General features: G+C 71.9%; 17 protein-coding genes. 9 read left to right on the top strand and 8 right to left on the bottom strand.

The annotated features are described in order from the left end of the window. Nucleotides 1-213: 213 nt before the first annotated feature. Entirely contained in the window at nt 214-1,785 is a 1,572-nt protein-coding gene (locus IF17_RS0115070; RefSeq protein ID WP_030566081.1) for a hypothetical protein, read from the top strand. 21 nt (nt 1,786-1,806) lie between these two features. Here the strand turns inward: IF17_RS0115070 and IF17_RS0115075 are convergent, their stop codons facing one another. The 4 genes from IF17_RS0115075 to IF17_RS0115090 are packed head-to-tail and all read right to left on the bottom strand — an operon-like array spanning nt 1,807 to nt 5,827. Beyond that, nucleotides 1,807-2,973 carry a thiolase domain-containing protein gene (locus IF17_RS0115075; protein ID WP_030566083.1) on the bottom strand — a complete coding sequence of 389 codons (1,167 nt, stop codon included), beginning with the start codon at nt 2,971-2,973 and terminating at the stop codon, nt 1,807-1,809. After that, nucleotides 2,966-4,018 carry a thiolase domain-containing protein gene (locus IF17_RS0115080; protein ID WP_030566085.1) on the bottom strand — a complete coding sequence of 351 codons (1,053 nt, stop codon included), beginning with the start codon at nt 4,016-4,018 and terminating at the stop codon, nt 2,966-2,968. The genes IF17_RS0115075 and IF17_RS0115080 overlap by 8 nt, the downstream gene beginning before the upstream one ends. After that, nucleotides 4,019-4,966, bottom strand: a complete 948-nt coding sequence (locus tag IF17_RS0115085; RefSeq protein ID WP_030566087.1) for a Zn-ribbon domain-containing OB-fold protein — start codon at nt 4,964-4,966, stop codon at nt 4,019-4,021. A 45-nt stretch (nt 4,967-5,011) separates the two neighbouring features. Continuing rightward, nucleotides 5,012-5,827: a crotonase/enoyl-CoA hydratase family protein gene (locus tag IF17_RS0115090; protein WP_030566089.1), complete on the bottom strand. Its 816-nt coding sequence runs from the start codon at nt 5,825-5,827 to the stop codon at nt 5,012-5,014. Between the two features lie 166 nt (nt 5,828-5,993). Between IF17_RS0115090 and IF17_RS0115095 the strand changes: the two genes are divergently transcribed. Beyond that, nucleotides 5,994-7,616 carry an acyl-CoA synthetase gene (locus tag IF17_RS0115095; protein ID WP_030566091.1) on the top strand — a complete coding sequence of 541 codons (1,623 nt, stop codon included), beginning with the start codon at nt 5,994-5,996 and terminating at the stop codon, nt 7,614-7,616. Between the two features lie 10 nt (nt 7,617-7,626). Here IF17_RS0115095 and IF17_RS0115100 read toward each other — a convergent pair whose 3' ends face one another. Continuing rightward, nucleotides 7,627-9,147 (bottom strand): alpha/beta fold hydrolase, encoded by a 1,521-nt coding sequence (locus IF17_RS0115100; protein ID WP_030566093.1) that lies wholly within the window; start codon nt 9,145-9,147, stop codon nt 7,627-7,629. Nucleotides 9,148-9,361: 214 nt separating this feature from the next. Between IF17_RS0115100 and paaK the strand changes: the two genes are divergently transcribed. The 5 genes from paaK to IF17_RS0115125 all read left to right on the top strand — a co-directional run bounded on the left by paaK (nt 9,362) and on the right by IF17_RS0115125 (nt 13,714). Continuing rightward, entirely contained in the window at nt 9,362-10,657 is a 1,296-nt protein-coding gene (gene paaK / locus IF17_RS0115105; RefSeq protein ID WP_030566095.1) for a phenylacetate--CoA ligase PaaK, read from the top strand. Nucleotides 10,658-10,801: 144 nt separating this feature from the next. Beyond that, nucleotides 10,802-11,704 (top strand): ABC transporter substrate-binding protein, encoded by a 903-nt coding sequence (locus tag IF17_RS0115110; RefSeq protein WP_030566097.1) that lies wholly within the window; start codon nt 10,802-10,804, stop codon nt 11,702-11,704. Continuing rightward, nucleotides 11,701-12,579, top strand: a complete 879-nt coding sequence (locus tag IF17_RS0115115; protein WP_030566099.1) for an amino acid ABC transporter permease — start codon at nt 11,701-11,703, stop codon at nt 12,577-12,579. Before IF17_RS0115110 ends, IF17_RS0115115 begins: the two co-directional genes overlap by 4 nt. Further along, a complete protein-coding gene (locus tag IF17_RS0115120; protein ID WP_030566101.1) occupies nt 12,576-13,325 on the top strand; it encodes an amino acid ABC transporter ATP-binding protein in 750 nt (249 codons plus the stop codon). The genes IF17_RS0115115 and IF17_RS0115120 overlap by 4 nt, the downstream gene beginning before the upstream one ends. A 68-nt stretch (nt 13,326-13,393) precedes the next feature. Continuing rightward, the gene (locus IF17_RS0115125; RefSeq protein WP_234338086.1) at nt 13,394-13,714 is read left to right on the top strand and encodes an STAS domain-containing protein; all 321 of its coding nucleotides are present in this window, start codon (nt 13,394-13,396) and stop codon (nt 13,712-13,714) included. A gap of 100 nt (nt 13,715-13,814) precedes the next feature. Here IF17_RS0115125 and IF17_RS0115130 read toward each other — a convergent pair whose 3' ends face one another. After that, a complete protein-coding gene (locus IF17_RS0115130; protein WP_078615906.1) occupies nt 13,815-14,645 on the bottom strand; it encodes a phosphotransferase in 831 nt (276 codons plus the stop codon). A gap of 239 nt (nt 14,646-14,884) precedes the next feature. Between IF17_RS0115130 and IF17_RS0115135 the strand changes: the two genes are divergently transcribed. Next, complete coding sequence (locus IF17_RS0115135) at nt 14,885-16,747, top strand: glycoside hydrolase family 18 chitinase (RefSeq protein WP_030566107.1); 1,863 nt, start codon at nt 14,885-14,887, stop codon at nt 16,745-16,747. 100 nt (nt 16,748-16,847) lie between these two features. Here the strand turns inward: IF17_RS0115135 and IF17_RS0115140 are convergent, their stop codons facing one another. Continuing rightward, nucleotides 16,848-18,347, bottom strand: coding sequence for an acyl-CoA synthetase (locus tag IF17_RS0115140; RefSeq protein ID WP_030566110.1), 1,500 nt, complete (start codon nt 18,345-18,347; stop codon nt 16,848-16,850). Nucleotides 18,348-18,545: 198 nt separating this feature from the next. Between IF17_RS0115140 and IF17_RS0115145 the strand changes: the two genes are divergently transcribed. Further along, nucleotides 18,546-20,966: a penicillin acylase family protein gene (locus IF17_RS0115145; protein WP_030566112.1), complete on the top strand. Its 2,421-nt coding sequence runs from the start codon at nt 18,546-18,548 to the stop codon at nt 20,964-20,966. 63 nt (nt 20,967-21,029) lie between these two features. Here the strand turns inward: IF17_RS0115145 and IF17_RS0115150 are convergent, their stop codons facing one another. Beyond that, on the bottom strand, nt 21,030-22,196 hold the full coding sequence (locus tag IF17_RS0115150; protein ID WP_030566114.1) for a pentapeptide repeat-containing protein: 1,167 nt from the start codon (nt 22,194-22,196) through the stop codon (nt 21,030-21,032). Nucleotides 22,197-22,224 lie beyond the last annotated feature (28 nt).

Here is a 22,224-nt window from a genome sequence, read left to right on the forward strand (position 1 = left end):
CGCATCGGCCCTCCGCCCGCCGGCGGGAAGCACGAGCGGCACCCCGGCGCAGACTCTTCCGCGTGGAATCGGAGCAAGTTCGCCCGCGACGAGGCCCCATGCCGCATACCGTTGGATCACCGCCGTGCCCCGTCCGTCGCGGCAGCGGCGCGTACGGGAACGGCGATACGCCGGACAGCACGGGTACGGCGATACGCCGGGAGAGAGGACAGGATGACGGTGGAGGGCACAGTGAGCGGGCTGGAAGAGCGGGTGGTGGGGCGCGCGTGGATGGTGCGCCTGGACCCGGCCGACCGGGGAGGTGCGGCGGTACGCGTCTCGTGCGGCCGTCCGGCCTGCGCCCCCCAGGTTCTGCCCTCCGCCGCCGTCGGCCGCACGGCCGCCGTCGCGCACCTCGCGACGCATCTGCGGGCTGCCCCGGGGCCCCGGCCCGAGGCGTCCTGCGCCTGCCGGGCCGAGGAGTGCCACACGCACGTCCGGGCCGACGGCCCACGCGACCGCGCCCCGGCCCTGCGCTGCGGAGGTCCGGTCGTCCTCGCGGTCATCAACGACCGGCAGGGCCGCTGGTGGCAGGCGCTGGAGTGCTGCGCACGCTGTGCGGCCGCCCACCCCTCGGCGAAGATCGTCGCCACCGCCCCGGCCGCCCCCGCCCGGGCCGCCGGACCGGCCCCCGCGGCAGGAGCGCGTGGAGCCGCGGGCCCGCCGCCCGCCCCGGTCGGTCCGCACTTCTCCCACGCCGCCTCGTCCCCCGCCCCTGTGCCCGTGCCCGTCCCCCGGGCTGCGCACGCCCCTCGCACGAAGCCCCGGCGCAACCGCCGCACCGGGAAGATCGCCCAGCGGTTCGTGCCGCACGACCTGCACCCGATCGCCCTGCGCGACGAGCTGATCGAGCTGGGCAACCTCTTCCGCGCCTATCAGGAGCGCCCTGAACCGGACCTGGAGCAGCTCGCCGAACTCCACTCCCGCAAGGCGAAGGCCTTCCGCACCTGGGCGGAGGTCACCGGGGAGACCGAGCTGCGGCTGGACGCGGAACGCGCCGAGCAGGCGGCCGCCGCCGCCCTCCTCCAGCACCAGCAGCGCACCGGCCAGAGCCCGGTCGGCGAGGGAGAGGTCACCAACCGCCTGCTGCCCGGTCTCACGCAGTGGGAGCACGCGCGGACGGTCCTCGCCCACGTCGCCGAGCACACCCCGCTGCCCGGTCCGGAGGCCCGTCTGATGGCGGTGATGCTGACCCTGCGCTCGGCGCTCACCGGCACCGGCAACCTGGTGGGGCAGGACGTCAGGGGCTTGCCCCTGACCGAGCCCGAGGAGCTGATCGGGCGGCTCGTGGACTCCGGCTGGCTGTCCATCCCCGGCACGGCCGAGGATCTGCTCGCCTCCCGCCCGGAGAGCCCCACGCCGATCACCATCCCGTCCCTGATGCCCGACGACGACGGACAGGGCCCGTTCGACTTCGGCCGCAAGACGCGTCCCAAGCTGAGTGGATGGGCGCAGCGGGTCGTCGGGGACAAGAAGCTCCGCAAGAAGAAGACCGGCGCCGCCACCCGGCTCCTCGCCCTGGCCCTGGCCGTCCGGACCACGACCGACGGCCGGCTGGGGCCCGAGGGCGAGGGCGTCGACGTGGAGGTCCTCACCTCCTGGTGCGCCGTCGAGCCCGACGAGCTGGAGTCGCTGGTGGAGCAGTTGACGGTGGCGGACTGGCTGGAGGAGGCCGCCGTCACCGACGGCCGCCTCACGGGCCGGCTGGCCGAGCGGGTGCTTCAGGTCAGCTGCCCGCTGCCCTGAGGACACACCCTCTCAGGTGTGTCAGCCCGGCGGGGGCTGGGATCCGACGAGCCACATGGCGAAGAACTGCGCCCCGCCTCCGTAGGCGTGGCCGACCGCCCTGGTGGCCCCGTCGATCTGGTGCTCCCCGGCCCGCCCTCGTACCTGGAGGGCGGCCTCGGCGAAGCGGATCATGCCGGACGCGCCGATGGGGTTGGTCGAGAGCACTCCGCCCGAGGGGTTGACCGGGAGGTCGCCGTCGAGTTCGGTGACGCCCGCCTCGGTGAGCTTCCAGCCCTCGCCCTCACCGGCGAAGCCGAGGTTCTCCAGCCACATCGGCTCGTACCAGGAGAACGGGACGTACATCTCGACGGCGTCGATCTCCCGGCGCGGGTCAGTGATCCGAGCCTGCCGGTAGACGTCGGCGGCACAGTCCTTGCCGGCCTGCGGGGAGACGAAGTCCTTGCCGGCGAAGAGCGTCGGTTCGCTGCGCATGGCGCCGCCGTGCACCCAGGCGGGCGGGTGGGGGGCCCTGCTCGCGCCCTCGCGGTCGGTGAGGATCATCGCGCAGGCCCCGTCGGACGAGGGGCAGGTCTCGGAGTAGCGGATCGGGTCCCAGAGCATGGGCGACGCCTGGACCTTCTCCAGGGTGATGTCAGCGTCGTGGATGTGCGCGTAGGGGTTCTTGAGCGCGTTGCGGCGGTCCTTGTACGCGACGAGGGAGCCGACGGTGTCGGGGGCTCCCGTACGGCGCATGTACGCGCGCACGTGCGGGGCGAAGAAGCCGCCGGCCCCGGCCAGCAGGGGTTGCTGGAAGGGAACGGGCAGGGAGAGGCCCCACATGGCGTTGGACTCGGACTGTTTCTCGAAGGCGAGGGTCAGGACGGTCCGGTGGACACGGGCGGCGACGAGGCCCGCGGCGACGAGCGCGGTCGATCCGCCGACCGAGCCCGCCGTGTGGACGCGGAGCATCGGCTTGCCGACGGCTCCGAGCGCGTCGGCGAGATACAGCTCCGGCATCATGACGCCCTCGAAGAAGTCGGGGGCTTTGCCGATGACGACGGCGTCGATGTCGCTCCAGGTCAGTCCGGCATCCTCCAGGGCGCGGACCGCCGCCTCGCGGACCAGTCCGGCGATGGAGACGTCGTGCCGGGCGGCGACGTGTTTGGTCTGGCCGATGCCGACGACGGCGACGGGCTCCTTAGGCATGAGCGCTCTCCCCTTCCAGGACGGCGACCAGGTTCTGCTGGAGGCAGGGCCCGGAGGTGGCGTGGGCGAGGGCCCGGTCGGACTCGCCGCGGTGGATGCGGGCTGCGGCCTCGCCGAGCCGGATGAGGCCCGCCGCCATGATCGGGTTGGCGGCGAGCGCGCCTCCGGACGGGTTGATCCGGGTGTCGCCGCCGAGCCCGAGGGCCTTGCGCAGGACGACCTCCTGCGAGGTGAACGGGGCGTGCAACTCGGCGGTGTCCACGGGCCGTTCGAAGGCTCCGGCGTGCTGGGCGGCGAGCCGGGTGGAGGGTGAGTCGGTGAGGTCGCGGACGCCGAGGCTGTGGGCCTCGATGCGGTGGTCGATGCCCCGGATCCAGGCGGGCCGTGCGCACAGGGCGCGGGCGGTGTCTCCGGCGGCGAGGACCACGGCTGCGGCGCCGTCGCCGATGGGCGGGCAGTCGCCGGTGCGCAGCGGGTGCACGAGGTGGTCGCCCGCGGGGACGTCGCCGGTGAGCTGGGCGTACGGGTTGGTGGTGGCGTCGGTGCGGCTGCGGGCGGCGATGGAGGCGAGGGCCGCCTCGTCGGTGTCGCCCGCGTCGATGAGGGCCTGGGCCTGGAGGGCGGCGAGGGAGACGGAGTCCGGCCAGAGGGGTGCCAGATAGTACGGATCCAGCTGGCGGGTGAGGACGTCGCGGACCTCGCCGGGCGAGGACTTGCCGTAGGAGTAGACGAGCGCGGTGTCCGCCTCGCCGGTCATGATCTTCACCCAGGCCTCGTACAGCGCCCAGGCGCCGTCCATCTCGACATGCGACTCGGAGATGGGCGGGTGGGCGCCGACGCCGTCGAGGGCCATGGTGAAGGAGAAGGCGCGTCCGGCGAGGTAGTCGGCGGAGCCGGAGCAGGTGAACCCGATCTCGTTCGCCTTCAGCCCCGTCGCCCCGAGGACCTCGTGGAGGACGGGCATCAGCAGGTCGACCTCGGAGAGTTCGTCGGTACGCCGCCGGTGCGCGGTCTGGGCGAAGGCGACGATCGCCACGTCTCGCATCTACACCAGCTCCTTGTACGTGTCGTAGTCGGCGTCGGGCTCCCCGGTGGGCCGGTAGTGGTCGGGGTGCGCGGCGCCCTCGGCCCAGACGGGCTCGACGCGCAGGCCCATGCGGACCTGGTCGTACGGGATGCCGGCGATGCGGCCGTGGAGGGCGAGGTCGGCGCCGTCGAGGGCGATGTGGGCGTAGACGTACGGGACTTCGATGTCCAGGTTCTTCGCTTTGATGTTGACGATGCAGAAGGTGGTGACGGTCCCGCGCGGGCCGACCTCCACCTGTTCGGCGGTGGCGATGCCGCAGGTGGGGCAGGCTCCGCGCGGCGGTACGTAGACCTTGCGACAGGCGGGGCAGCGTTCGCCGACGGTGCGGTGGCCTGCGAGCGCCTTGAGGTAGGCGCTCTGGGCGCGGCCCGCGGTGTGGACGTAGTCGAGGCGGGCCGGGGCGACGATGCCGGTGACGGGGTCGGTGAACTCCCCGTCGTGGTGCGTGGGTTCGTCGGGCCCTGCCTCACCCTCGTACGGCTCGAAGCAGGCGATGTCGGTGATGGCGCCGGTGCGGGTGGCCGCCCAGCGGATCCGGACCCGCATGCCGGTGTGTACGGCGTCGGGTCCGGGGGCGTCCAGGGCGTGCAGGAGCGCGGTGGCGGCGCCGTCGAGGCGGACGAGAACCCAGGCGAACGGGGTTCCCAGCGGCTGGTCGCGGCGCGGGAACGGGTTCCAGGCCCAGGTGGTGACGGTGCCGGTGGTGGCGACCTCCACGAGTTCGCGGAGCTCGTTCGCGGTGACGGGGTCGTACTCGACGGGCGGCACGAGGACCGTGCCGTCGTCGGCGCGGACGCCCAGGACGGTGCGTTCGCGCAGGCCGGTGAGGAAGGCGCTCTGGACGGGGCCGAGAGATCGGGTGAAGGGGAATTCGACCACCAGCGGGGCGCTGAGGACGTCGGTCATGGCACTCTCCAAAGGCTCAGGACTCGGGGCTCCGGGGGCCCAGGCTCAGGCGCGCCGGTAGGCGGGCGGGCGCTTCTCGGCGAAGGCACGGGCGCCCTCCTTGGCGTCCTCGGTGGCGAACACAGGCCAGCCGCGCTTGAGTTCGGCGGCCAGTGCCTCGCTCTCGGTCAGCTCGGCGCCCTCGTAGACCGAGGCCTTGACCGCCTCGACGGCGAGCGGCCCGCAGGCGTTGATCCGCTCGGCGACGGCGAGGGCCTCCTCCAGGGCGGTTCCGTCCGGCACGACGCGGCCGATGAGCCCGATGGCGGCAGCCTCGTCGGCGGTGTAGGGGCGGCCGGTGAGGAGCATTTCGAGGGCGTGGGTACGGGGGATCTGGCGGGGCAGCCGGACGGTGGAGCCGCCGATCGGGAACAGGCCACGCCGGACCTCGAAGAGCCCGAAGGTGGCGCCCGCCCCGGCGATGCGGATGTCCGTCCCCTGGAGGATCTCGGTGCCGCCGGCGACACAGGGCCCTTCCACGGCGGCGATGACCGGTTTGCGCGGGCGGTGGTGGCGCAGCATCGCCTTCCAGTGGAGGTCCGGGTCGGCGGTCATCCGCTCCCGGTACTCCTCGCCCTCCATCCCGCCGCCCGCGAGCGCCTTGAGGTCCATGCCGGAGCAGAACGCGCCGCCCGCCCCGGTCAGGACGACCGAGCGCACCTCGTCGTCGGCGTCGGCCGCGAGCCATCCGTCGTACAGGCCGACGAGCATCGGCAGCGACAGCGCGTTCCTGGCCTGTGGTCTGTTCAAGGTGAGCACCAGCGTGGCGCCCTGGCGCTCCACGGTGAGGTGTTCCGTACCGAGGTCTTCCGTACCGCCCATGACGAACTCCCGTCTGCAGACCTGGAACAGGTTGCAGTAGGCGGGGGCGCAGTTCAATAGTTTTCTGACAGCTCGTCAGATTCTTTCGACGCCACCCCTTCCCACTTGTGCCGCCCGGCGCTCTAATGACGGCCGAGTCGCCAGTCACCCGGGGTCAGGAGGAACGGTGGAGTACAACCTTGCCGACCTGTTCGAGTCGGTCGTGGACGTGGTCCCCGACCGTGAGGCGCTCCTGTACGTGGACCATCCCGGTACGGGTGCCGAGCGGCGCCTCACCTACGCCGAGCTGGACGCCGCCGCCAACCGGATGGCCCACCACCTCATCGGTGCGGGGCTCCGCCCGGGCGAACACCTGGGGCTGCATCTCTACAACGGCATCGAGTACCTCCAGACGGTCCTGGGAGCGCTGAAGGCGCGCCTGGTCCCGGTGAACGTCAACTACCGCTATGTCGAAGAGGAGCTGGTCTACCTCTACCGGGACGCGGATCTGGCGGCGCTGGTCTTCGACGGCGAGTTCGACGAGCGGGTCGCGGCGGCCTCCGCACAGGCTCCGGCGCTGCGCCACCTGGTCCGGGTGGGGTCCGCACCCGCACCCCCGGGCCTGGAGGCCGTCCCCTTCACCGAGGCCGAGGCGTCCGGCTCTTCCTCGCGCGGCTTCGAACCACGTTCCGCCGACGACCAGTTCATCATCTACACCGGCGGCACCACCGGCATGCCGAAGGGGGTGATGTGGCGTCAGGAGGACCTGTTCTTCTCCGGTCTCGGCGGCGGCGCCCCGACCGGTGAGCCGGTGAAGAGCCCGCAGGAGCTTGCGGAGCGGGTGGCGGCAGGCGGAGACGGCATCACCTTCTTCCCCACTCCCCCACTGATGCACGGCACCTCCACGCTGACCGCGTTCATCGGGTTCAACTTCGGTCAACGGGTCGTCGTGCACCGCAAGTTCGCCCCTGAGGAGGTGCTGCGGACGATCGAGAAGGAGAAGGTCACCAGCGTGTCGCTGGTGGGTGACGCGATGCTGCGCCCGCTGATCGACGCCCTCAACGGGCCGCTGCGCGGGACGGACTGTTCGTCGCTGTTCTCCGTCTCCAGCTCCGGGGCGATCATGTCGGATTCGGTGCGGGCGGAGTTCCAGGCGCTCGTACCGACCGTGATGCTGCTCAACAACTTCGGCTCCTCCGAGTCCGGCTTCAACGGCACGGCCACCGCCGATTCGGGTCCCGAGCGCGGCTTCCGGGTCCAGGTCAACGCCCGTACGGCCGTGGTCGATCCGGCGACGTACGAGCCGGTGGCCCCCGGCGAGGTGGGCCGCATCGCCCAGCGCGGCCATGTGCCGCTCGGCTACTACAACGACCCGGCCAAGACCGCCGACACCTTCTTCCGCAAGGGCGATGAGCGGTGGGTGCTGCTGGGTGACATGGCGACCGTCGACGCGGAGGGCATCGTCACCGTGCTCGGCCGGGGCTCGCAGTGCATCAACACCGGTGGGGAGAAGGTCTATCCGGAAGAGGTGGAGCAGGCGCTCAAGTCGCACCCGGACGTGTACGACGCGCTCGTCGCGGGCGTCCCCGACGAGCGCTGGGGCAGCAGGGTCGCAGCCGTCCTCGAACTGCGCGAGGGAGCACCGGCGTTGGACCTCGACGCGGTGCAGGCCCACTGCCGGACCCGGCTCGCCGGGTACAAGATCCCGCGCGCCCTGGTCCTCACCGACCGGATCCAGCGCTCGCCGAGCGGCAAGGCGGACTACCGGTGGGCGAAGGCCGTGGCGGCGGCCGCCGGCACCGGGATGTGAGGCTCACCGGTCACACCAGGCCGAACGACCTGAGCGCCGCGAGGAACTCCTCCGGCCGGGTGGTGTGGACGAGGTGGCCCGCCTCGATGGTGGCGAACACGGCGCCGGGGATGATCCTCGCCATGCCGGCCAGCTGCTCCTGGTCGATGTGGCTCGTCGCGCCACCGCCGATGATCAGGGTAGGAGCGGTGATCTCCGCCAGCCGTTCGCGGCTCGTCGGGTCGGGGTCGTTCAGCTGGGCGTCGATGTCCGGGACGACGGACCAGTCGAAGTCCAGCTCGACTTCCGGACGTTCGGCCTGCGGCCGGGGCGGGTCGAGAGGGAGGAGCGGCGGGGCGTCCTCGATGACCAGTCGCCCGATCAGCCCGGGCTCGCGCTGGGCCAGGAGGTAGGCGGCCACGCCGCCCATGGAGTGGCCGATCACGGTGGCACCGGCCAGGTTGCGGGCCTCCAGGAAGGCGTGCAGGTCGTCGCGGAAGAGCTCGAAGGAGTAGCGGCCGGGCCAGTCGCTCAGCCCGTGGCCCCGGAAGTCGGGGGCGTACACGCGGTGTCCGGCGGCGAGCTCCCCGGCGACGCGGGTCCAGGTGAGGGAGGAGCCGGCCCGGCCGTGGAGGAGGACGACGGGCGGTGCGGAGGGTTCGCCCCATACCCGGTACGCCAGCCGGACGCCGCCCGCGTGCACGGTGAGGACCTCCGGAGCGAGGAAGGCCGCCACCGTACGGGAGAAGCCGCCCGGGTCGTCGAGCCACGGGAAGTGCCCCGCGCCCCGCTGGACGGTGAACTCGCCGTACGGGAAGAGCGCGGCCAGCTCCGTCGCCCGGTCCGGGCTCGGGTGGCCGTCGTACTCACCGGCCAGGACGAGCACCGGCACGGCCAGCTCGCGCAGGGCGGGGAGCAGGGCGGCGGGGTCGTACGCGCCCTCGTCGTAGCGGCCGCGCGCCTCGGGGTTGGTCTGGCCGGCGGAGGCGGCCGCGTGGGCCCGGGCCGTGTCGTCCCAGCGGCCGTAGGTGAGCGGGCGGACGGCGGGCCACAGCGCGGCGAAGGGCCCGCCGGCGAGCAGCGCCTCCTGCGCGGCCCGGGCCTCGGCGTACCAGGATTCGCCGCTGCGCAGCTCGGCGGCCTCGCGCACATCCTGGTCGGTCACCTCGATGCCGGCGGCCCGGGTGGAAGGGGTGATGAGGGTCAGGCTGCGCAGCCGCTCCGGGTGCCGGGCGGCGTACAGCAGGGCCAGGTTCGCGCCCGCCGAGTGGGCCAGCAGGTCGATCCGGTCCAGGCCGAGGTGCTCGCGCAGCGCCTCCACGTCGGCCACGAGCCGGTCGCAGCGGTAGGTCGAGGGGTCCTCGGGTGCGGCGGACTCCCCCGTTCCGCGCAGGTCGAGCAGGACCAGCTGCCGTACGGCGGAGAGCCCGCCGAGGTCGCCGAGGTACGCGCTCGCCCGCATCGGTCCGCCGGGCAGGCAGATCAGCGGCTCGCCCTCCCCCACCAGGTGGTAGGCGAGCGGGGTGGTGTCGTACGCGGAGAAGGTCGGCATGCCGTCCATCCAAACAGGAACACGTGGACGAACGCACCGGGCTTCGCTCCAAGCCGATCGGGGCTGCGCTGCGAGCCGATCCGGAATGCGCTGCGCGCCGATCGGGAACGGGTCCGTGCGCCCCTCTTGCCAGCGCCCCCGGCCTCCTGAATTACTGCTCCCAGGAAGATCGACCGAATGATCGGTCGCCCGGTTCGGTAGAGGAAGGGCCCTGATGACAGCCATGCTGGACGCGGCGGAACAGCTGAGCCGCGCCGATCTGGAAGCCCTCCAGCTCGAACGGCTCCGCACGACCCTGCGCCACGCCTACGAGAACGTGCCGTTCTACCGGGCGGCGTTCGACGCGGCCGGGCTGCGGCCCGAGGACTGCCGTACGCTCGCCGACCTCGCCCGCTTCCCGTTCACCGCCAAGGCCGACCTGCGCGACAACTACCCCTTCGGGATGTTCGCCGTGCCGGAGGCGGACGTCCGGCGCATCCACGCCTCCAGCGGCACGACCGGCCGCCCGACCGTCGTCGGCTACACCGAACGGGACCTGGACACCTGGGCGGACGTGGTCGCCCGGTCGATCCGCGCGGCGGGCGGCCGGCCCGGCCACAAGGTCCATGTGGCGTACGGGTACGGGCTGTTCACCGGCGGGCTCGGCGCGCACTACGGGGCCGAGCGGCTCGGCTGCACGGTGATCCCGGCGTCGGGCGGGATGACGGCGCGCCAGGTGCAGCTGATCCAGGACTTCCGGCCCGAGATCATCATGATCACGCCCTCCTACATGCTGACGCTGCTGGACGAGTTCGAGCGGCAGGGCGTCGACCCGCGCACGACCTCCCTCAAGGTGGGAATCTTCGGCGCGGAGCCGTGGACCGAGGCGATGCGCCGGGAGATCGAGGACCGGTTCGCCATCGACGCCGTCGACATATACGGGCTCTCCGAGGTCATGGGCCCCGGGGTGGCGCAGGAGTGCGTGGAGACGAAGGACGGGCTGCACATCTGGGAGGACCACTTCTATCCGGAGGTCGTGGATCCGTTCACCGGTGAGGTGCTGCCGGACGGGGAGGAGGGCGAGCTGGTCTTCACCTCGCTCACCAAGGAGGCGATGCCGGTGATCCGCTACCGCACCCGGGACCTGACGCGGCTGCTGCCGGGGACGGCCCGGAACTTCCGACGGATGGAGAAGGTGACCGGGCGCAGCGACGACATGGTGATCCTGCGCGGGGTGAACCTGTTCCCGACGCAGATCGAGGAGATCGTGCTGCGTACGCCCGCCGTCGCCCCGCACTTCCAGCTCCTCCTGACCCGGCAGGGCCGATTGGACGCGCTGACGGTACGGGCGGAGGCGCGGGCGGACGCGACGGTGGCGGACCGGGAGAAGGCGGCGGCCGCGATCGCGGCTGCGGTGAAGGAGGGGGTCGGGGTGTCGGTGGGGGTCGAGATCGTGGACCCGGAGTCGCTGGAGCGCTCGGTGGGCAAGATCCGGCGGATCGTGGATCTGCGGGAGTCCGGCACGGGGTGAACAGCCCCGGTGACCGGGTGGTCCCGGTGGTGCGAACAGCACGCGTGACCGGCACGTTCACACCACCGCAACACCCGTTCCCACTATGCGGACACCTGCTCGAAAATCTCGACAGAGAGGCCTGGGCACTGCCAGTCTCCCGCTATGCATCTCGCCAACCGTTCCCTGGTCACCACGGTCACCGCCGTCTGCTCCGCCGTCGTCCTCTGCGCCGCCCTGACCGGCTGCGCCCCGCAAGCGGAGGAGAAGCCGAAGGCCTCGGGCGCCTCGGGCCAGGCCGGCGCGACGACCGGAGCGTGCGCGCCGGGCGGGCTCGCCACCGAGGTCGAGGGCAAGCTGACCGTCGGCACGGACAAGCCCGCGTACGCCCCCTGGTTCTCCGACGACGAGCCGTCCAACGGCAAGGGGTTCGAGTCGGCGGTGGCGTACGCAGTGGCGAAGCAGCTCGGTTACGGCCGCGATGCGGTCCTCTGGCAGCACGTGCCGTTCAACAGCGCGTTCGCGCCCGGCGCCAAGAAGTTCGACTTCGACATCAATCAGGTCTCCATCAGCGAGTCCCGGAAGAAGGCCGTGGCGTTCTCCTCCGGTTACTACGACGTACGCCAGGCGGTCGTCGCGCTCAAGTCGTCCAAGGCGGCCGGGGCGAGGAGTGTGGCCGATCTGAAGGACGTCAAGCTGGGCGCCCAAGTGGGCACCACCAGCCTGGAGTTCATCAACGACCTGGTGAAGCCGGACACGAAGCCCGCCGTCTACCAGCGCAACGACTTCGCCAAGTCGGCGCTGAAGACCGGCCAGGTGGACGCCATCGTGGTGGACCTTCCCACCGCCTTCTACATCACCGGGGCCGAGGTGCCGGAGGCGAAGGTCGTCGGCCAGTTCCCCAACTCCACCGACAAGCCGGAGCAGTTCGGTCTGGTTCTCGACAAGGAGTCCACGCTCACCTCCTGCGTGAGCGGTGCCGTGGACGCCCTGCGGAAGGACGGCACGCTCGCCGCCCTGGAGAAGGAGTGGCTCTCCGACGCCGTCGACGCGCCGGTGCTCAAGTGACGCTGCACAAGACGCTGCCCGGGGAGGACACCTACGTCCCCTCCGAGCGCCGGATCGCCCGCGAACGCCACCGGCGGGCCCGGACCCGGCGGGCGACGGCGATCGCCGCGACCAGCACGCTGGTGGTGGGTGTGGTGCTGTTCCTGCTGATCACGGGCTCGCCCGGCTGGGACCGTACACAGGAGACGTTCTTCAGCCCGCACTACGCGCGCATCGCGCTGCCCCAGGTCCTGGAGGGCCTGTGGCTGAACCTGCGGCTGCTGGCGGTGTGCGGCAGCGCCGTGCTGACGTTCGGCCTGCTGCTGGCGGTGGCGCGTACGCTGCGCGGGCCGGTGTTCTTCCCGATCCGGGCGCTGGCCACCGCGTACACGGACTTCTTCCGCGGACTGCCGCTGATCATCTGCCTGTTGATGGTGGTCTTCGGGGTGCCGGCGCTGCGCCTGGAGGGCGTGACCAACGATCCGGTCCTGCTGGGCGGCGCCGCCCTGGTGCTGACGTACTCGGCGTACGTCGCGGAGGTCTTCCGGGCGGGCATCGAGTCCGTGCACCCCTCGCAGCGGGCCGCCGCCCGGTCGCTGGGGCTCAGCAGCGGCAAGACGCTGCGCTTCGTCGTCCTGCCCCAGGCGGTACGCCGGGTGGTGCCGCCGCTCCTCAACGACCTGGTCTCCCTCCAGAAGGACACCGGGCTCGTCTCGATCGCCGGGGCGGTCGACGCCGTGTACGCGGCGCAGATCATCGCCAGCAAGGACTTCAACTACACACCGTACGTCGTGGCGGGCCTGGTCTTCGTCGCGCTGACCATCCCGATGACCCGGCTCACCGACTGGGTGACGGCCCGGATGGACCGGCGACGGGCCCAGGGAGGACTGGTATGAGCACAGCGCCCGTGCTGCGGATGGAGGCGGTCCGCAAGTCGTTCGGTACGTCGCTGGTGCTGCGGGACGTGGACCTGGAGGTCGCCCCGCACACCGTGACCGCGCTGATCGGCGCCTCGGGGTCCGGGAAATCGACGCTCCTGCGGTGCGCCAACCTCCTGGAGGAGATCGACGACGGGGCGATCTGGCTGGAGGGCGAGGAGATCACCGACCCCCGGACCGACGCGGACGCGGTGCGCCGACGGATCGGGGTGGTCTTCCAGGCGTACAACCTCTTCCCGCACCTCACCGTCCTCCAGAACATCACCCTCGCCCCGCAGCGCGTCCACGGCCTCTCCCGTGCCGAGGCCGAGGGACAGGCCCGCGAGCTGCTGGAGCGGCTCGGGCTCGGCGCGAAGGCGGACGAGTACCCGGACCGGCTCAGCGGCGGCCAGCAGCAGCGTACGGCGATCGTCCGGGCGCTGGCGGTACGGCCCCGGCTGCTGCTCCTGGACGAGATCACCGCCGCCCTGGACCCGGAGCTGGTGGGCGAGGTGCTCGGCCTGGTCCGCGAGGTGAAGGACGAGGGCATGACGATGGTGATCGCGACCCACGAGATGGCCTTCGCCCGCGAGGTCGCCGACCAGGTCTGCTTCCTGGACGGGGTGGTGCTGGAACGCGGCACACCGGCAGAGGTGTTCGGTGCGCCCAGGGAGGAGCGTACGCAGAGGTTCCTGCGGCGGATCGTGGAGGCGGGGCGGCTGTGAGGAGCACTGCGCCCGGTGGCGGGCACCACGCCCTCGGTACGCCGGACGCCTGGCGATAGCATCACCCGGTGACGATTCCAGACCCGGAGGGCTCCAGACCCTCGCCGCTGCCCGTGATCTCCCCGCGCGGAGAGTTCGACATGGACAACACCACCTCGCTCGGAGCGGAGATCGAGACGATGGCCGCCGTCCACGGCGGAGTGGTGCTGGACGCCAGCAGCATCACGTTCGCCGACTCCTCCTTCCTGCGGATGATCCTCAGCACCCACCAGCGCACCGATCTGCGCATCGCGGCCCCCTCCAGGCGGGTGGCCCGGCTGTTCGACCTCGCGGGTGTCGACACCTACCTGCGGATCTACCCGACCCTGGAGACCGCCCGCACCACCTGACGGCCGACCTGACATCGGGTCTCCCCGCAGGGGCCGACGCGCAGGCGGTGAAAGGTCGTTGGACGGACCCGGTCGAACCACCACCCCCACCCTCAAAGGGTCAGTGGTTGGCGATGTACTTCCGCCAGGTGGCGGTGTCGGCCTTGATGTGGTCGATGTCGCGGAGGTAGAGGTCGGCGTGGCCGTCGGCGATGTGACGGGCGGAGTTCGCGTCGCCGTCGGCGGCGGACCGGCGCATGAATGCGACCAAGGACTGCAGGCGGACGGCGACGGTGTCCATGGCGGCGATGCGCTGGTTCCGGGTGCAGCCGTAGGCGTCGAGGAACAGGCGTGCGCGGCGTGCCTGTTCCTCCGCTTTTCCGAAGCCGTCGGTGTTGGCCGGGTGGGTGAGCGGCGCGAACCGGTAGAGGGCGTAGGCGAGGTCCCAGGCCCGCGGCCCGGGCCGTGCACCGTCGAAGTCGATGATTCCGGTGGCGGTCCCACCGGTGAACACGCAGTTGTAGGGCGCGAAGTCGCCGTGGCAGATGACCTCCACCGGGTCCAGGGCAGCGAACTGCCAGCCCGGCAGGTTCTCGGCCGCCAGCTCGGTGGTCGCGTCGTGATAGGCGCGCAGGAGACGGCCCGCCGACGACAGGGCGTGCTCACTGCGCACATCGTCGCTGAGCGGGTAGTTGCCGACACGACCGTCCAGGTGGTCCAGGATCTCCCGGCCCCTCCCGTCGAAGCCCAGGAAGCGAGGTGCGCCGGTGAATCCGGCGGTCCGCACCCTGTCCAGGAGGATGTGGACGCTCGCGCTCCAGGAACGGACCGGACGCCGGACGGTGTCGCCGATTCGGACGACGACGGTCGTGCCGCCGCCGGCCAGTTCGGTCCCGGACGGTTCGTCCGTGGGGTGACCGCTGCCGGGCGCCTGATCGACCGGGTCCGTCATGTCGCTCTCTCCAGTCTCTGTTCGCTGCCGGGCCGGGGCCCGTGCCGGACGAGAAGGGCGGGATCCCCTCAACGATCTTTTGGTCCAGACCTCTTGACGATTGGTCTAGGCCTTCTTAGTGTCGCGGTGACACTGCGGGAGCCCCCAGGAGAGACACCACGTGCTCAAGGCCGCGCAGGGTTTTCTTGTCAGGCCAGGGACCCACCCCTGCCCTCCGGACGTCCCCCCGAGGAGCCCCCTTGCGCACTGAACCACGATGGCACCGCACCAGATCGACGCGGAGCATCACCCCGAACAAGCGGTCCAAGGTCCTCGCCGGCGCCACCGCCCTGCTCCTCCCGCTGGCCGCCATGGTCGGACTCGCCAGCCCCGCCGAGGCCGCGGCCTCCGCCACCGCCACCTACACGAAGGCCTCCGACTGGGGCTCCGGCTTCGAGGGCAGGTGGACGGTGAAGAACACCGGCACCACCACGCTCACCTCCTGGACCGTCGAGTGGGACTTCCCCGCGAACACCAAGGTCACCTCCGCCTGGGACGCGACCGTCACCAACTCCGCGAACCACTGGACCGCGAAGAACCTCGGCTGGAACGGCACCCTGGCCCCCGGCGCCTCCGCCTCCTTCGGCTTCAACGGCTCCGGCACCGGCGCACCCACCGGCTGCAAGCTCAACGGCAACCCCTGTGACGGCGGCCCCACCGTCCCCGGTGACAACGCCCCCTCCGCCCCGGGCAAGCCCACCGCGAGCGACATCACCAACACCTCGGTGAAGCTTTCCTGGGCGGCCGCCACGGACGACAAGGGCATCAAGAACTACGACGTCAAGCGCGACGGCGCCACCGTCGCCACGGTCACCGGCACCACGTACACCAACACCGGTCTGACCGCCGGCACCGACTACAGCTACACCGTGGTCGCCCGTGACACCGCCGACCAGACCGGTCCGGCCTCCCCCGCCACCACGGTCCGCACCACCGGCGGCGGTGGCGGCGAGAACCCCGGCGGCGGCAAGATCAACCTGGGCTACTTCACCAACTGGGGCTCCTACACGGTGAAGAACCTCGTGACCTCCGGCTCCGCCGAGAAGATCACGCACATCAACTACGCCTTCGGCAACGTGCAGAACGGCAAGTGCACCATCGGCGATGCGTACGAGGACTACGAGAAGTCCTACACCGCCGCCAACTCCGTCGACGGCAAGGCCGACGTCTGGGACCAGCCGCTGCGCGGTCACTTCAACCAGCTCCGCAAGCTGAAGGCCCAGTACCCGCACATCAAGATCCTCTGGTCCTTCGGCGGCTGGACCTGGTCCGGCGGCTTCGGCCAGGCCGTCCAGAACCCGACCGCGTTCGCGCAGTCCTGCTACGACCTGGTCGAGGACCCGCGCTGGGCCGATGTCTTCGACGGCATCGACCTGGACTGGGAGTACCCCAACGCCTGCGGTCTGACCTGTGACAGCAGCGGTCCGGCGTCGATCAAGAACATGATGCAGGCCATGCGGGCCAAGTTCGGCCCGAACAACCTGCTCACCGCGGCCATCACCGCGGACGGCTCCAACGGCGGCAAGCTCGACGCGGCCGACTACGGCGGCGCCGCGCAGTACATCGACTGGTACGACGTGATGACGTACGACTACTTCGGCAGCTGGTCCGCGCAGGGTCCGACGGCCCCGCACTCCCCGCTGACCTCGTACCCCGGCATCCCCGCCCAGGGCTTCAACTCGGCGGACGCGATCGCCAAGCTGAAGGCCAAGGGCGTCCCGGCCTCCAAGCTGCTCCTCGGCATCGGCTTCTACGGCCGCGGCTGGACCGGCGTCACCCAGTCCGCCCCCGGCGGCACCGCCACCGGCCCGGCGGCCGGCGTCGAGCCGGGTAACCAGTACTACAAGGTCCTGAAGACCACCTGCCCGGCCACCGGCACGGTCGGGGGCACGGCGTACGCCCACTGCGGCAACGACTGGTGGAGCTACGACACCCCGGCGACCGTCGGCACCAAGATGGCCTGGGCGAAGAGCCAGGGCCTGGGCGGCGCCTTCTTCTGGGAGTTCAACGGCGACACCGCCAACGGTGAACTCGTGAGCGCGATCAGCAACGGTCTCAAGTAGGCACCGGTACGACACTGAGCCCGCCCTCCCCCGTACGCGGGGAGGGCGGGCTCGACGTCTGTTCCGAGGACCGGGTGAGCGCGTCCGGTCAAGCGGCCCGTCAGGCCAGCCGGTCCCGCAGCTGCCGCTTGAGGATCTTCCCGCTGGCGTTGCGCGGGAGTTCGTCCACGAAGACGACCCGCTTGGGCGCCTTGAAGTGGGCCAGCTTCTCGCGGGCGTGGCCGATCAGTTCGGTGTCGCTCGCCTCGCCGCGCAGGACCACGACGGCGGTGACGGCCTCGATCCAGCGCTCGTCGGGCAGCCCGATGACCGCGGTCTCGGCGACGGCGGGGTGGGTGTAGAGGGCGTCCTCCACCTGGCGGGAGGCGACCAGGACACCGCCGGAATTGATGACGTCCTTCACCCGGTCGACGACGGTGAAGTAGCCCTCGGTGTCGCGGACCGCGAGGTCGCCGGAGCGGAACCAGCCGTCGCGGAAGGCGTCCGCCGTCTCCTCGGGCTTGTCCCAGTAGCCGGTGCAGAGTTGGGGCGAGCGGTAGACCACCTCGCCCGGGGTGCCGTCCGGGACCTCGCGGCCCTCCTCGTCGACGACGCGGGCCTCCACGAAGAGGACGGGCCGGCCGCAGGACTCCATCCGGCCCTCGTGCTCGTCGGGGCCGAGGACGGTGGCGAGCGGGCCGATCTCGCTCTGGCCGAAGCAGTTGTAGAAGGCCAGGCGCGGCAGGCGGGCGCGCAGCCGTTCCAGGACGGGTACCGGCATGATCGACGCCCCGTAGTACGCCTTGCGGAGGGCGGAGAGGTCGCGGGAAGGGAAATCCGGGTGGTTGGCGAGACCGATCCAGACCGTGGGCGGGGCGAACAGGCTGTCGGCCAGGCCCGCTTCGACCAGGTCGAAGATCCGGTCGGCGTCCGGCCCGTCCAGGATGATGTTCTCCGCGCCGACCGCCAGATACGGCAGCAGGAACACATGCATCTGGGCGGAGTGGTAGAGCGGCAGCGAGTGCACGGGCCGGTCGCCGGCCGCCAGGCCGAGGGCGGTGATCGCGCTGACGTACTCGTGGACCAGGGCCCCGTGCGTCATCATCGCCGCCTTGGGAAGGGCCGTGGTGCCGGAGGTGTAGAGGAGCTGCACCAGGTCGCCGGAGCCGGGGGCGCGCTCCGGGGTGAAGGGCCGCTCGGTGTCCAGGGCGTCGAGGAGCGAGCCCGGCGCGTCGCGCAGGGCGCGTACGGGACGGCCCGCGGGGATGCGGTCCGCGAGGTCCGGGTCGGTGAGGACGAGGGCGGAACCGGACTGGTCCAGGAGGTACGCCAGGTCGTCGCCGGTCAGGTTCTGGTTGACGGGGACGTGGACGAGCCCGGCCCGGGCGCAGGCGAGGAAGGCGATCAGGTAGACGTCGGAGTTGTGGGCGTACGAGGCCACCCGGTCGCCGGGGTGCAGCGCGTGTTCACCGGTCAGCACGGCCGCCGCGGTGGAGACCGCCGCGTCGAGCGAACCGTAGGTCCAGGCCCGGTCGCCGTACCGCACGGCGGTCCGTTCCGGGGTGCGGCGGGCGCTGCGGGTGAGGACGCCGTCGACTGTGCTGCTGCGTACACCGGTCATGGCGTGATCCTGTGCGGCCGGGCCCGGCGGGTCAAGGGGCCGGTGGGGGGTGTCGGGGCGTGCCGGGGGTGTCGGGTCGCGGCTGGATACCGACCAGACGGTTGACACGGGGCGCGGCGCCCTGGCTGAGTGGCGCGTGGCTGCCCGGCGGGTTTCGGGCAACCTCCTTCGTCACCCGCCTTGTTGGGAGGAACACCCTTGACCTTCCGTAACCGCCTCAGACTGTTCGCGGTCTCCGGTCTCGCCCTGTTCACCGTGTCGGCGTCGCTGCCGCCGGCCGCCGCCTCCGGAGCGCCGGAGGCCCGGCATCCGTCGGGCGGCGGCCTCTCCGCCACCGTCCGGTACACGGAGTTCGGCATTCCGCACATCGTGGCGAAGGACTACGCGAATCTGGGCTTCGGCACCGGCTGGGCGCAGGCCGCCGACCAGGTGTGCACGCTGGCGGACGGGTTCGTCACGGTACGCGGCGAGCGGTCGAAGTTCTTCGGCCCGGACGCGGCTCCGGACTTCTCCCTCTCCTCGGCGGCGAAGAACCTCTCCAGCGATCTGTACTTCCGGGGCGTCCGGGACAGCGGCACGGTGGAGAAGCTGCTGAAGGTCCCGGCCCCTGCGGGTCCGAGCCGGGACGCCAAGGAGTCGATGCGCGGATTCGCCGCCGGGTACAACGCCTGGCTCAGGCAGAACCGCGACCGCATCACCGACCCCGCCTGCCGGGGCGCCTCCTGGGTGCGGCCGGTCACCGCGCTGGACGTGGCGGTACGGGGCTTCGCCCTGGCCGTGCTCGGCGGCCAGGGGCGCGGCATCGACGGCATCACCGCCGCCCAGCCCCCGACGGCCGCACCGCCCGCCGCCGGGGTCACCCCGAAGGAGGCGGCAGCGGCGGCCCAGCGGCTCCTCTCGACTCGACACGCCGACATGGGCTCCAACGCGGTCGCCTTCCGGGGGTCCACCACGGCGAACGGGCGCGGGCTGCTCCTCGGCAACCCGCACTATCCGTGGGACGGCGGCCGCCGCTTCTGGCAGTCGCAGCAGACGATCCCGGGCGAGCTGAACGTGGCGGGCGGATCCCTGCTCGGCTCGACGACGGTCTCGATCGGGCACAACGCGGACGTGGCGTGGAGCCACACGGTGGCGACCGGCGTCACGCTGAATCTGCACCAGCTGACCCTGGATCCGGCCGACCCCACGGTCTACCTGGTGGACGGGAAGCCGCAGCGGATGACGCAGCGCACGGTCACCGTGCCGGTGAAGGACGCCGCCCCGGTGGCCCGGACCCAGTGGTGGACCCGGTACGGCCCGGTGGTCACCTCGCTGGGGGCGGCGCTGCCGCTGCCCTGGACGGCGAGCACCGCGTACGCGCTCAACGACCCGAACGCGGTGAACCTGCGCAGCGCCGACACCTCGCTCGGCTTCAGCAAGGCGCGCTCCACCGCCGGGATCGAGCGGGCGCTCCACCGTTCCCAAGGGCTGCCCTGGGTGAACACGATCGCCGCCGACCGGTCGGGGAACTCCTTCTTCTCCCAGTCGCAGGTTCTCCCGAGGATCACGGACGAGCTGGCGGCACGCTGCTCGACCCCGCTGGGCCGGGCCACCTACCCGTCGGCCGGGCTCGCGGTGCTGGACGGGTCGAAGCAGGCGTGCGCGCTCGGCAGCGACCGGGACGCGGTGCAGCCGGGGATCTTCGGGCCGGGCCGGATGCCGACGCTGAAGAACACCCCGTACGTCGAGAACTCCAACGACAGCGCCTGGCTGACCAACGCCGAGCAGCCGCTGACCGGTTACGAGCGGGTCTTCGGCACCATCGCCACCCAGCGGTCCATCCGGACCCGGGGCGCGATCGAGGATGTCGCGGCGATGGCGGAGCGCGGGCGGCTGCGCGTCACGGACCTGGAGCGCCAGCAGCTCGCCAACCGGGCGCCGACCGGGGATCTGGTCGCGGTCGACGTGGCGAAGTGGTGCGCCGCCCTGCCCGGCGGGACCGCCGTGGGCAGCAACGGTTCGGCGGTCGACGTCTCGGAGGCCTGCCCGGTGGTGCGCCGGTGGGACCGGAGCGTGGACAGCGACAGCCGGGGCGCGCTGCTCTTCGACCGGTTCTGGCGCAAGGCGGCGGCAGTGCCCGCGGCCGAGCTCTGGAAGGTGCCGTTCGACGCGGCCGATCCGGTACGCACCCCGCGCGGCCTGAACACCGCCGCGCCCGGTGTGGGCAGGGCGCTGGCCGACACGGTGACGGAGCTGAAGGCGGCGGGCATCGCGCTCGACGCGCCTTTGGGTGAGCACCAGTTCGTCGTACGGAACGGGAAGCGCATCCCGGTCGGCGGAGGAACCGAGTCGCTCGGCATCTGGAACAAGATCGAGCCGGTGTGGAACCCGGCGGCGGGCGGCTACACCGAGGTGTCGGCCGGCTCCAGCTACATCCAGGCGGTCGGCTGGGACAGCAGCCGGTGCCCGGTGGCCCGGACGCTGCTCACGTACTCCCAGTCGTCGAACCCCAAGTCGCCGCACTACAGCGACCAGACGCGGCTGTTCTCGGGTGAGCGCTGGGTGACGTCCCGGTTCTGCGAGAAGGACATCGCCCGTTCGCCGCAGCTGCGGGTGGTGCGGGTGCACGAGCGGCGGTAGGTGACGGTGGGAGCCGGGTCCGCGAGGGGGTGTCGCTCGCGGACCCGGTGCCGGATGCCCCGGTCACGGCATGGACCGCAGAGGCGGGTGCCGCGTCGTCATCCCTGAGGGCTGGAGCAGTGGCGGAGGTTCGGGGCCGGGATCCTCGGCGATCACGACACCGGCGGCCGCGTGGTCGAAGCCGGACGGCCAGTGCGTGTGCTCGCTGGCCACCGCGCCGGTCAGCCGTGCCTGGCGAAGGTCGGCCGTGCTCAGGTCGGAGCCCCGCAGATCGGCCAGGCGCAGGTCGGCGCGGCGGAGGACGGCGCCGCCCGCGTCGGCCTTGCGCAGGTTCGCCTCGCGGAGGTCGGCCTCGGTGAAGTCCGCGTCACGCAGGTCGGTTTCGACCAGCCGCGCGCCCCGCAGGTCGGCCAGGACGCAGCGTGCCCGGCGCAGGATCGCCGTCTTGAGGTCGGCGTGGCGCAGGTTGACCGAGACGAGGGACGCCTGTGTCAGGTTGGCGTGGTACAGGCCCGCCGCCTCCATGCAGGACCCGTCGAGGTTGACCTCCAGCAGCCACAGCCCGTCGCAGTCGGCCCGGCGCAGGTCCGTGACACCGAGGTTCACCCAGGACTGCTTGCGGGGTTGCTGCAACAGCACGCCCAGCCCGGTCAGCGCCACCTGGGCGTCGGCGGCACGGACCTCCAGCGGGACGACGTCGTTGATGGGCGCGTCCCTCGCCGGGGCTTGCCGTCCGGCGGGCGGCCAGGGCAGGTGCGTACGCAGGTAGGCGGCCTGGATGGAGATGACGGCCTCGCGGTCCCGGGCGGAGTGCTCCGCGATGCGCCACAGCGCGTGGAGACCGCCGATGCGTGTTTCCAGCTTGTCGCTGCCGAGCTGATCGACGGCCCTGCTGAACCGGTCGGTGACGTAGCCCTCCTGGGTGGCGCGCAAGCCGTCCTGGCTGACCCGCAGTTGCCTCCAGGTGGCGTACGCGCCGAACAGCACGACCATGCCGCCCACGGCCTGAAGCAGGGTCGTGCGGACGTCGTTCACCGCCTTCAGCCGGTCCTGCGCGGCGACGCTCGCCCCGGCGAGGTCGTGGTCGACCACCACGCCCGGCAGGGCGACGAGCACCGCGCCGAGGACGGCCGCCGCCGCTGTGCCGGCGAGCAGGGCCGCGAGCGCGTGATGCCTGGCCGGCCGGTCGCGCCACGGTCTGCGACCGCGGTCCGGCTCCCCCGTGTCCATGGGCATGGGAGCCTAGGCGCCGCCCGGA

It is taken from the genome of Streptomyces cyaneofuscatus (genome assembly GCF_000718135.1).
In the GTDB taxonomy this organism is placed as follows: domain Bacteria; phylum Actinomycetota; class Actinomycetes; order Streptomycetales; family Streptomycetaceae; genus Streptomyces; species Streptomyces cyaneofuscatus.

Excerpts from the sequence above, each read along its gene's own strand:
- IF17_RS0115100 (WP_030566093.1), bottom strand. The coding sequence starts at position 9,147 with ATGCCGACCTTCTCCGCGTACGACACCACCCCGCTCGCCTACCACCTG.
- IF17_RS0115140 (WP_030566110.1), bottom strand. The coding sequence starts at position 18,347 with ATGACCGGTGTACGCAGCAGCACAGTCGACGGCGTCCTCACCCGCAGC.
- IF17_RS0115080 (WP_030566085.1), bottom strand. The coding sequence starts at position 4,018 with ATGCGAGACGTGGCGATCGTCGCCTTCGCCCAGACCGCGCACCGGCGG.
- IF17_RS0115085 (WP_030566087.1), bottom strand. The coding sequence starts at position 4,966 with ATGACCGACGTCCTCAGCGCCCCGCTGGTGGTCGAATTCCCCTTCACC.
- paaK (WP_030566095.1), top strand. The coding sequence starts at position 9,362 with ATGACAGCCATGCTGGACGCGGCGGAACAGCTGAGCCGCGCCGATCTG.
- IF17_RS0115130 (WP_078615906.1), bottom strand. The coding sequence starts at position 14,645 with ATGACGGACCCGGTCGATCAGGCGCCCGGCAGCGGTCACCCCACGGAC.
- IF17_RS0115070 (WP_030566081.1), top strand. The coding sequence starts at position 214 with ATGACGGTGGAGGGCACAGTGAGCGGGCTGGAAGAGCGGGTGGTGGGG.
- IF17_RS0115150 (WP_030566114.1), bottom strand. The coding sequence starts at position 22,196 with ATGGACACGGGGGAGCCGGACCGCGGTCGCAGACCGTGGCGCGACCGG.
- IF17_RS0115120 (WP_030566101.1), top strand. The coding sequence starts at position 12,576 with ATGAGCACAGCGCCCGTGCTGCGGATGGAGGCGGTCCGCAAGTCGTTC.
- IF17_RS0115075 (WP_030566083.1), bottom strand. The coding sequence starts at position 2,973 with ATGCCTAAGGAGCCCGTCGCCGTCGTCGGCATCGGCCAGACCAAACAC.
- IF17_RS0115090 (WP_030566089.1), bottom strand. The coding sequence starts at position 5,827 with ATGGGCGGTACGGAAGACCTCGGTACGGAACACCTCACCGTGGAGCGC.
- IF17_RS0115110 (WP_030566097.1), top strand. The coding sequence starts at position 10,802 with ATGCATCTCGCCAACCGTTCCCTGGTCACCACGGTCACCGCCGTCTGC.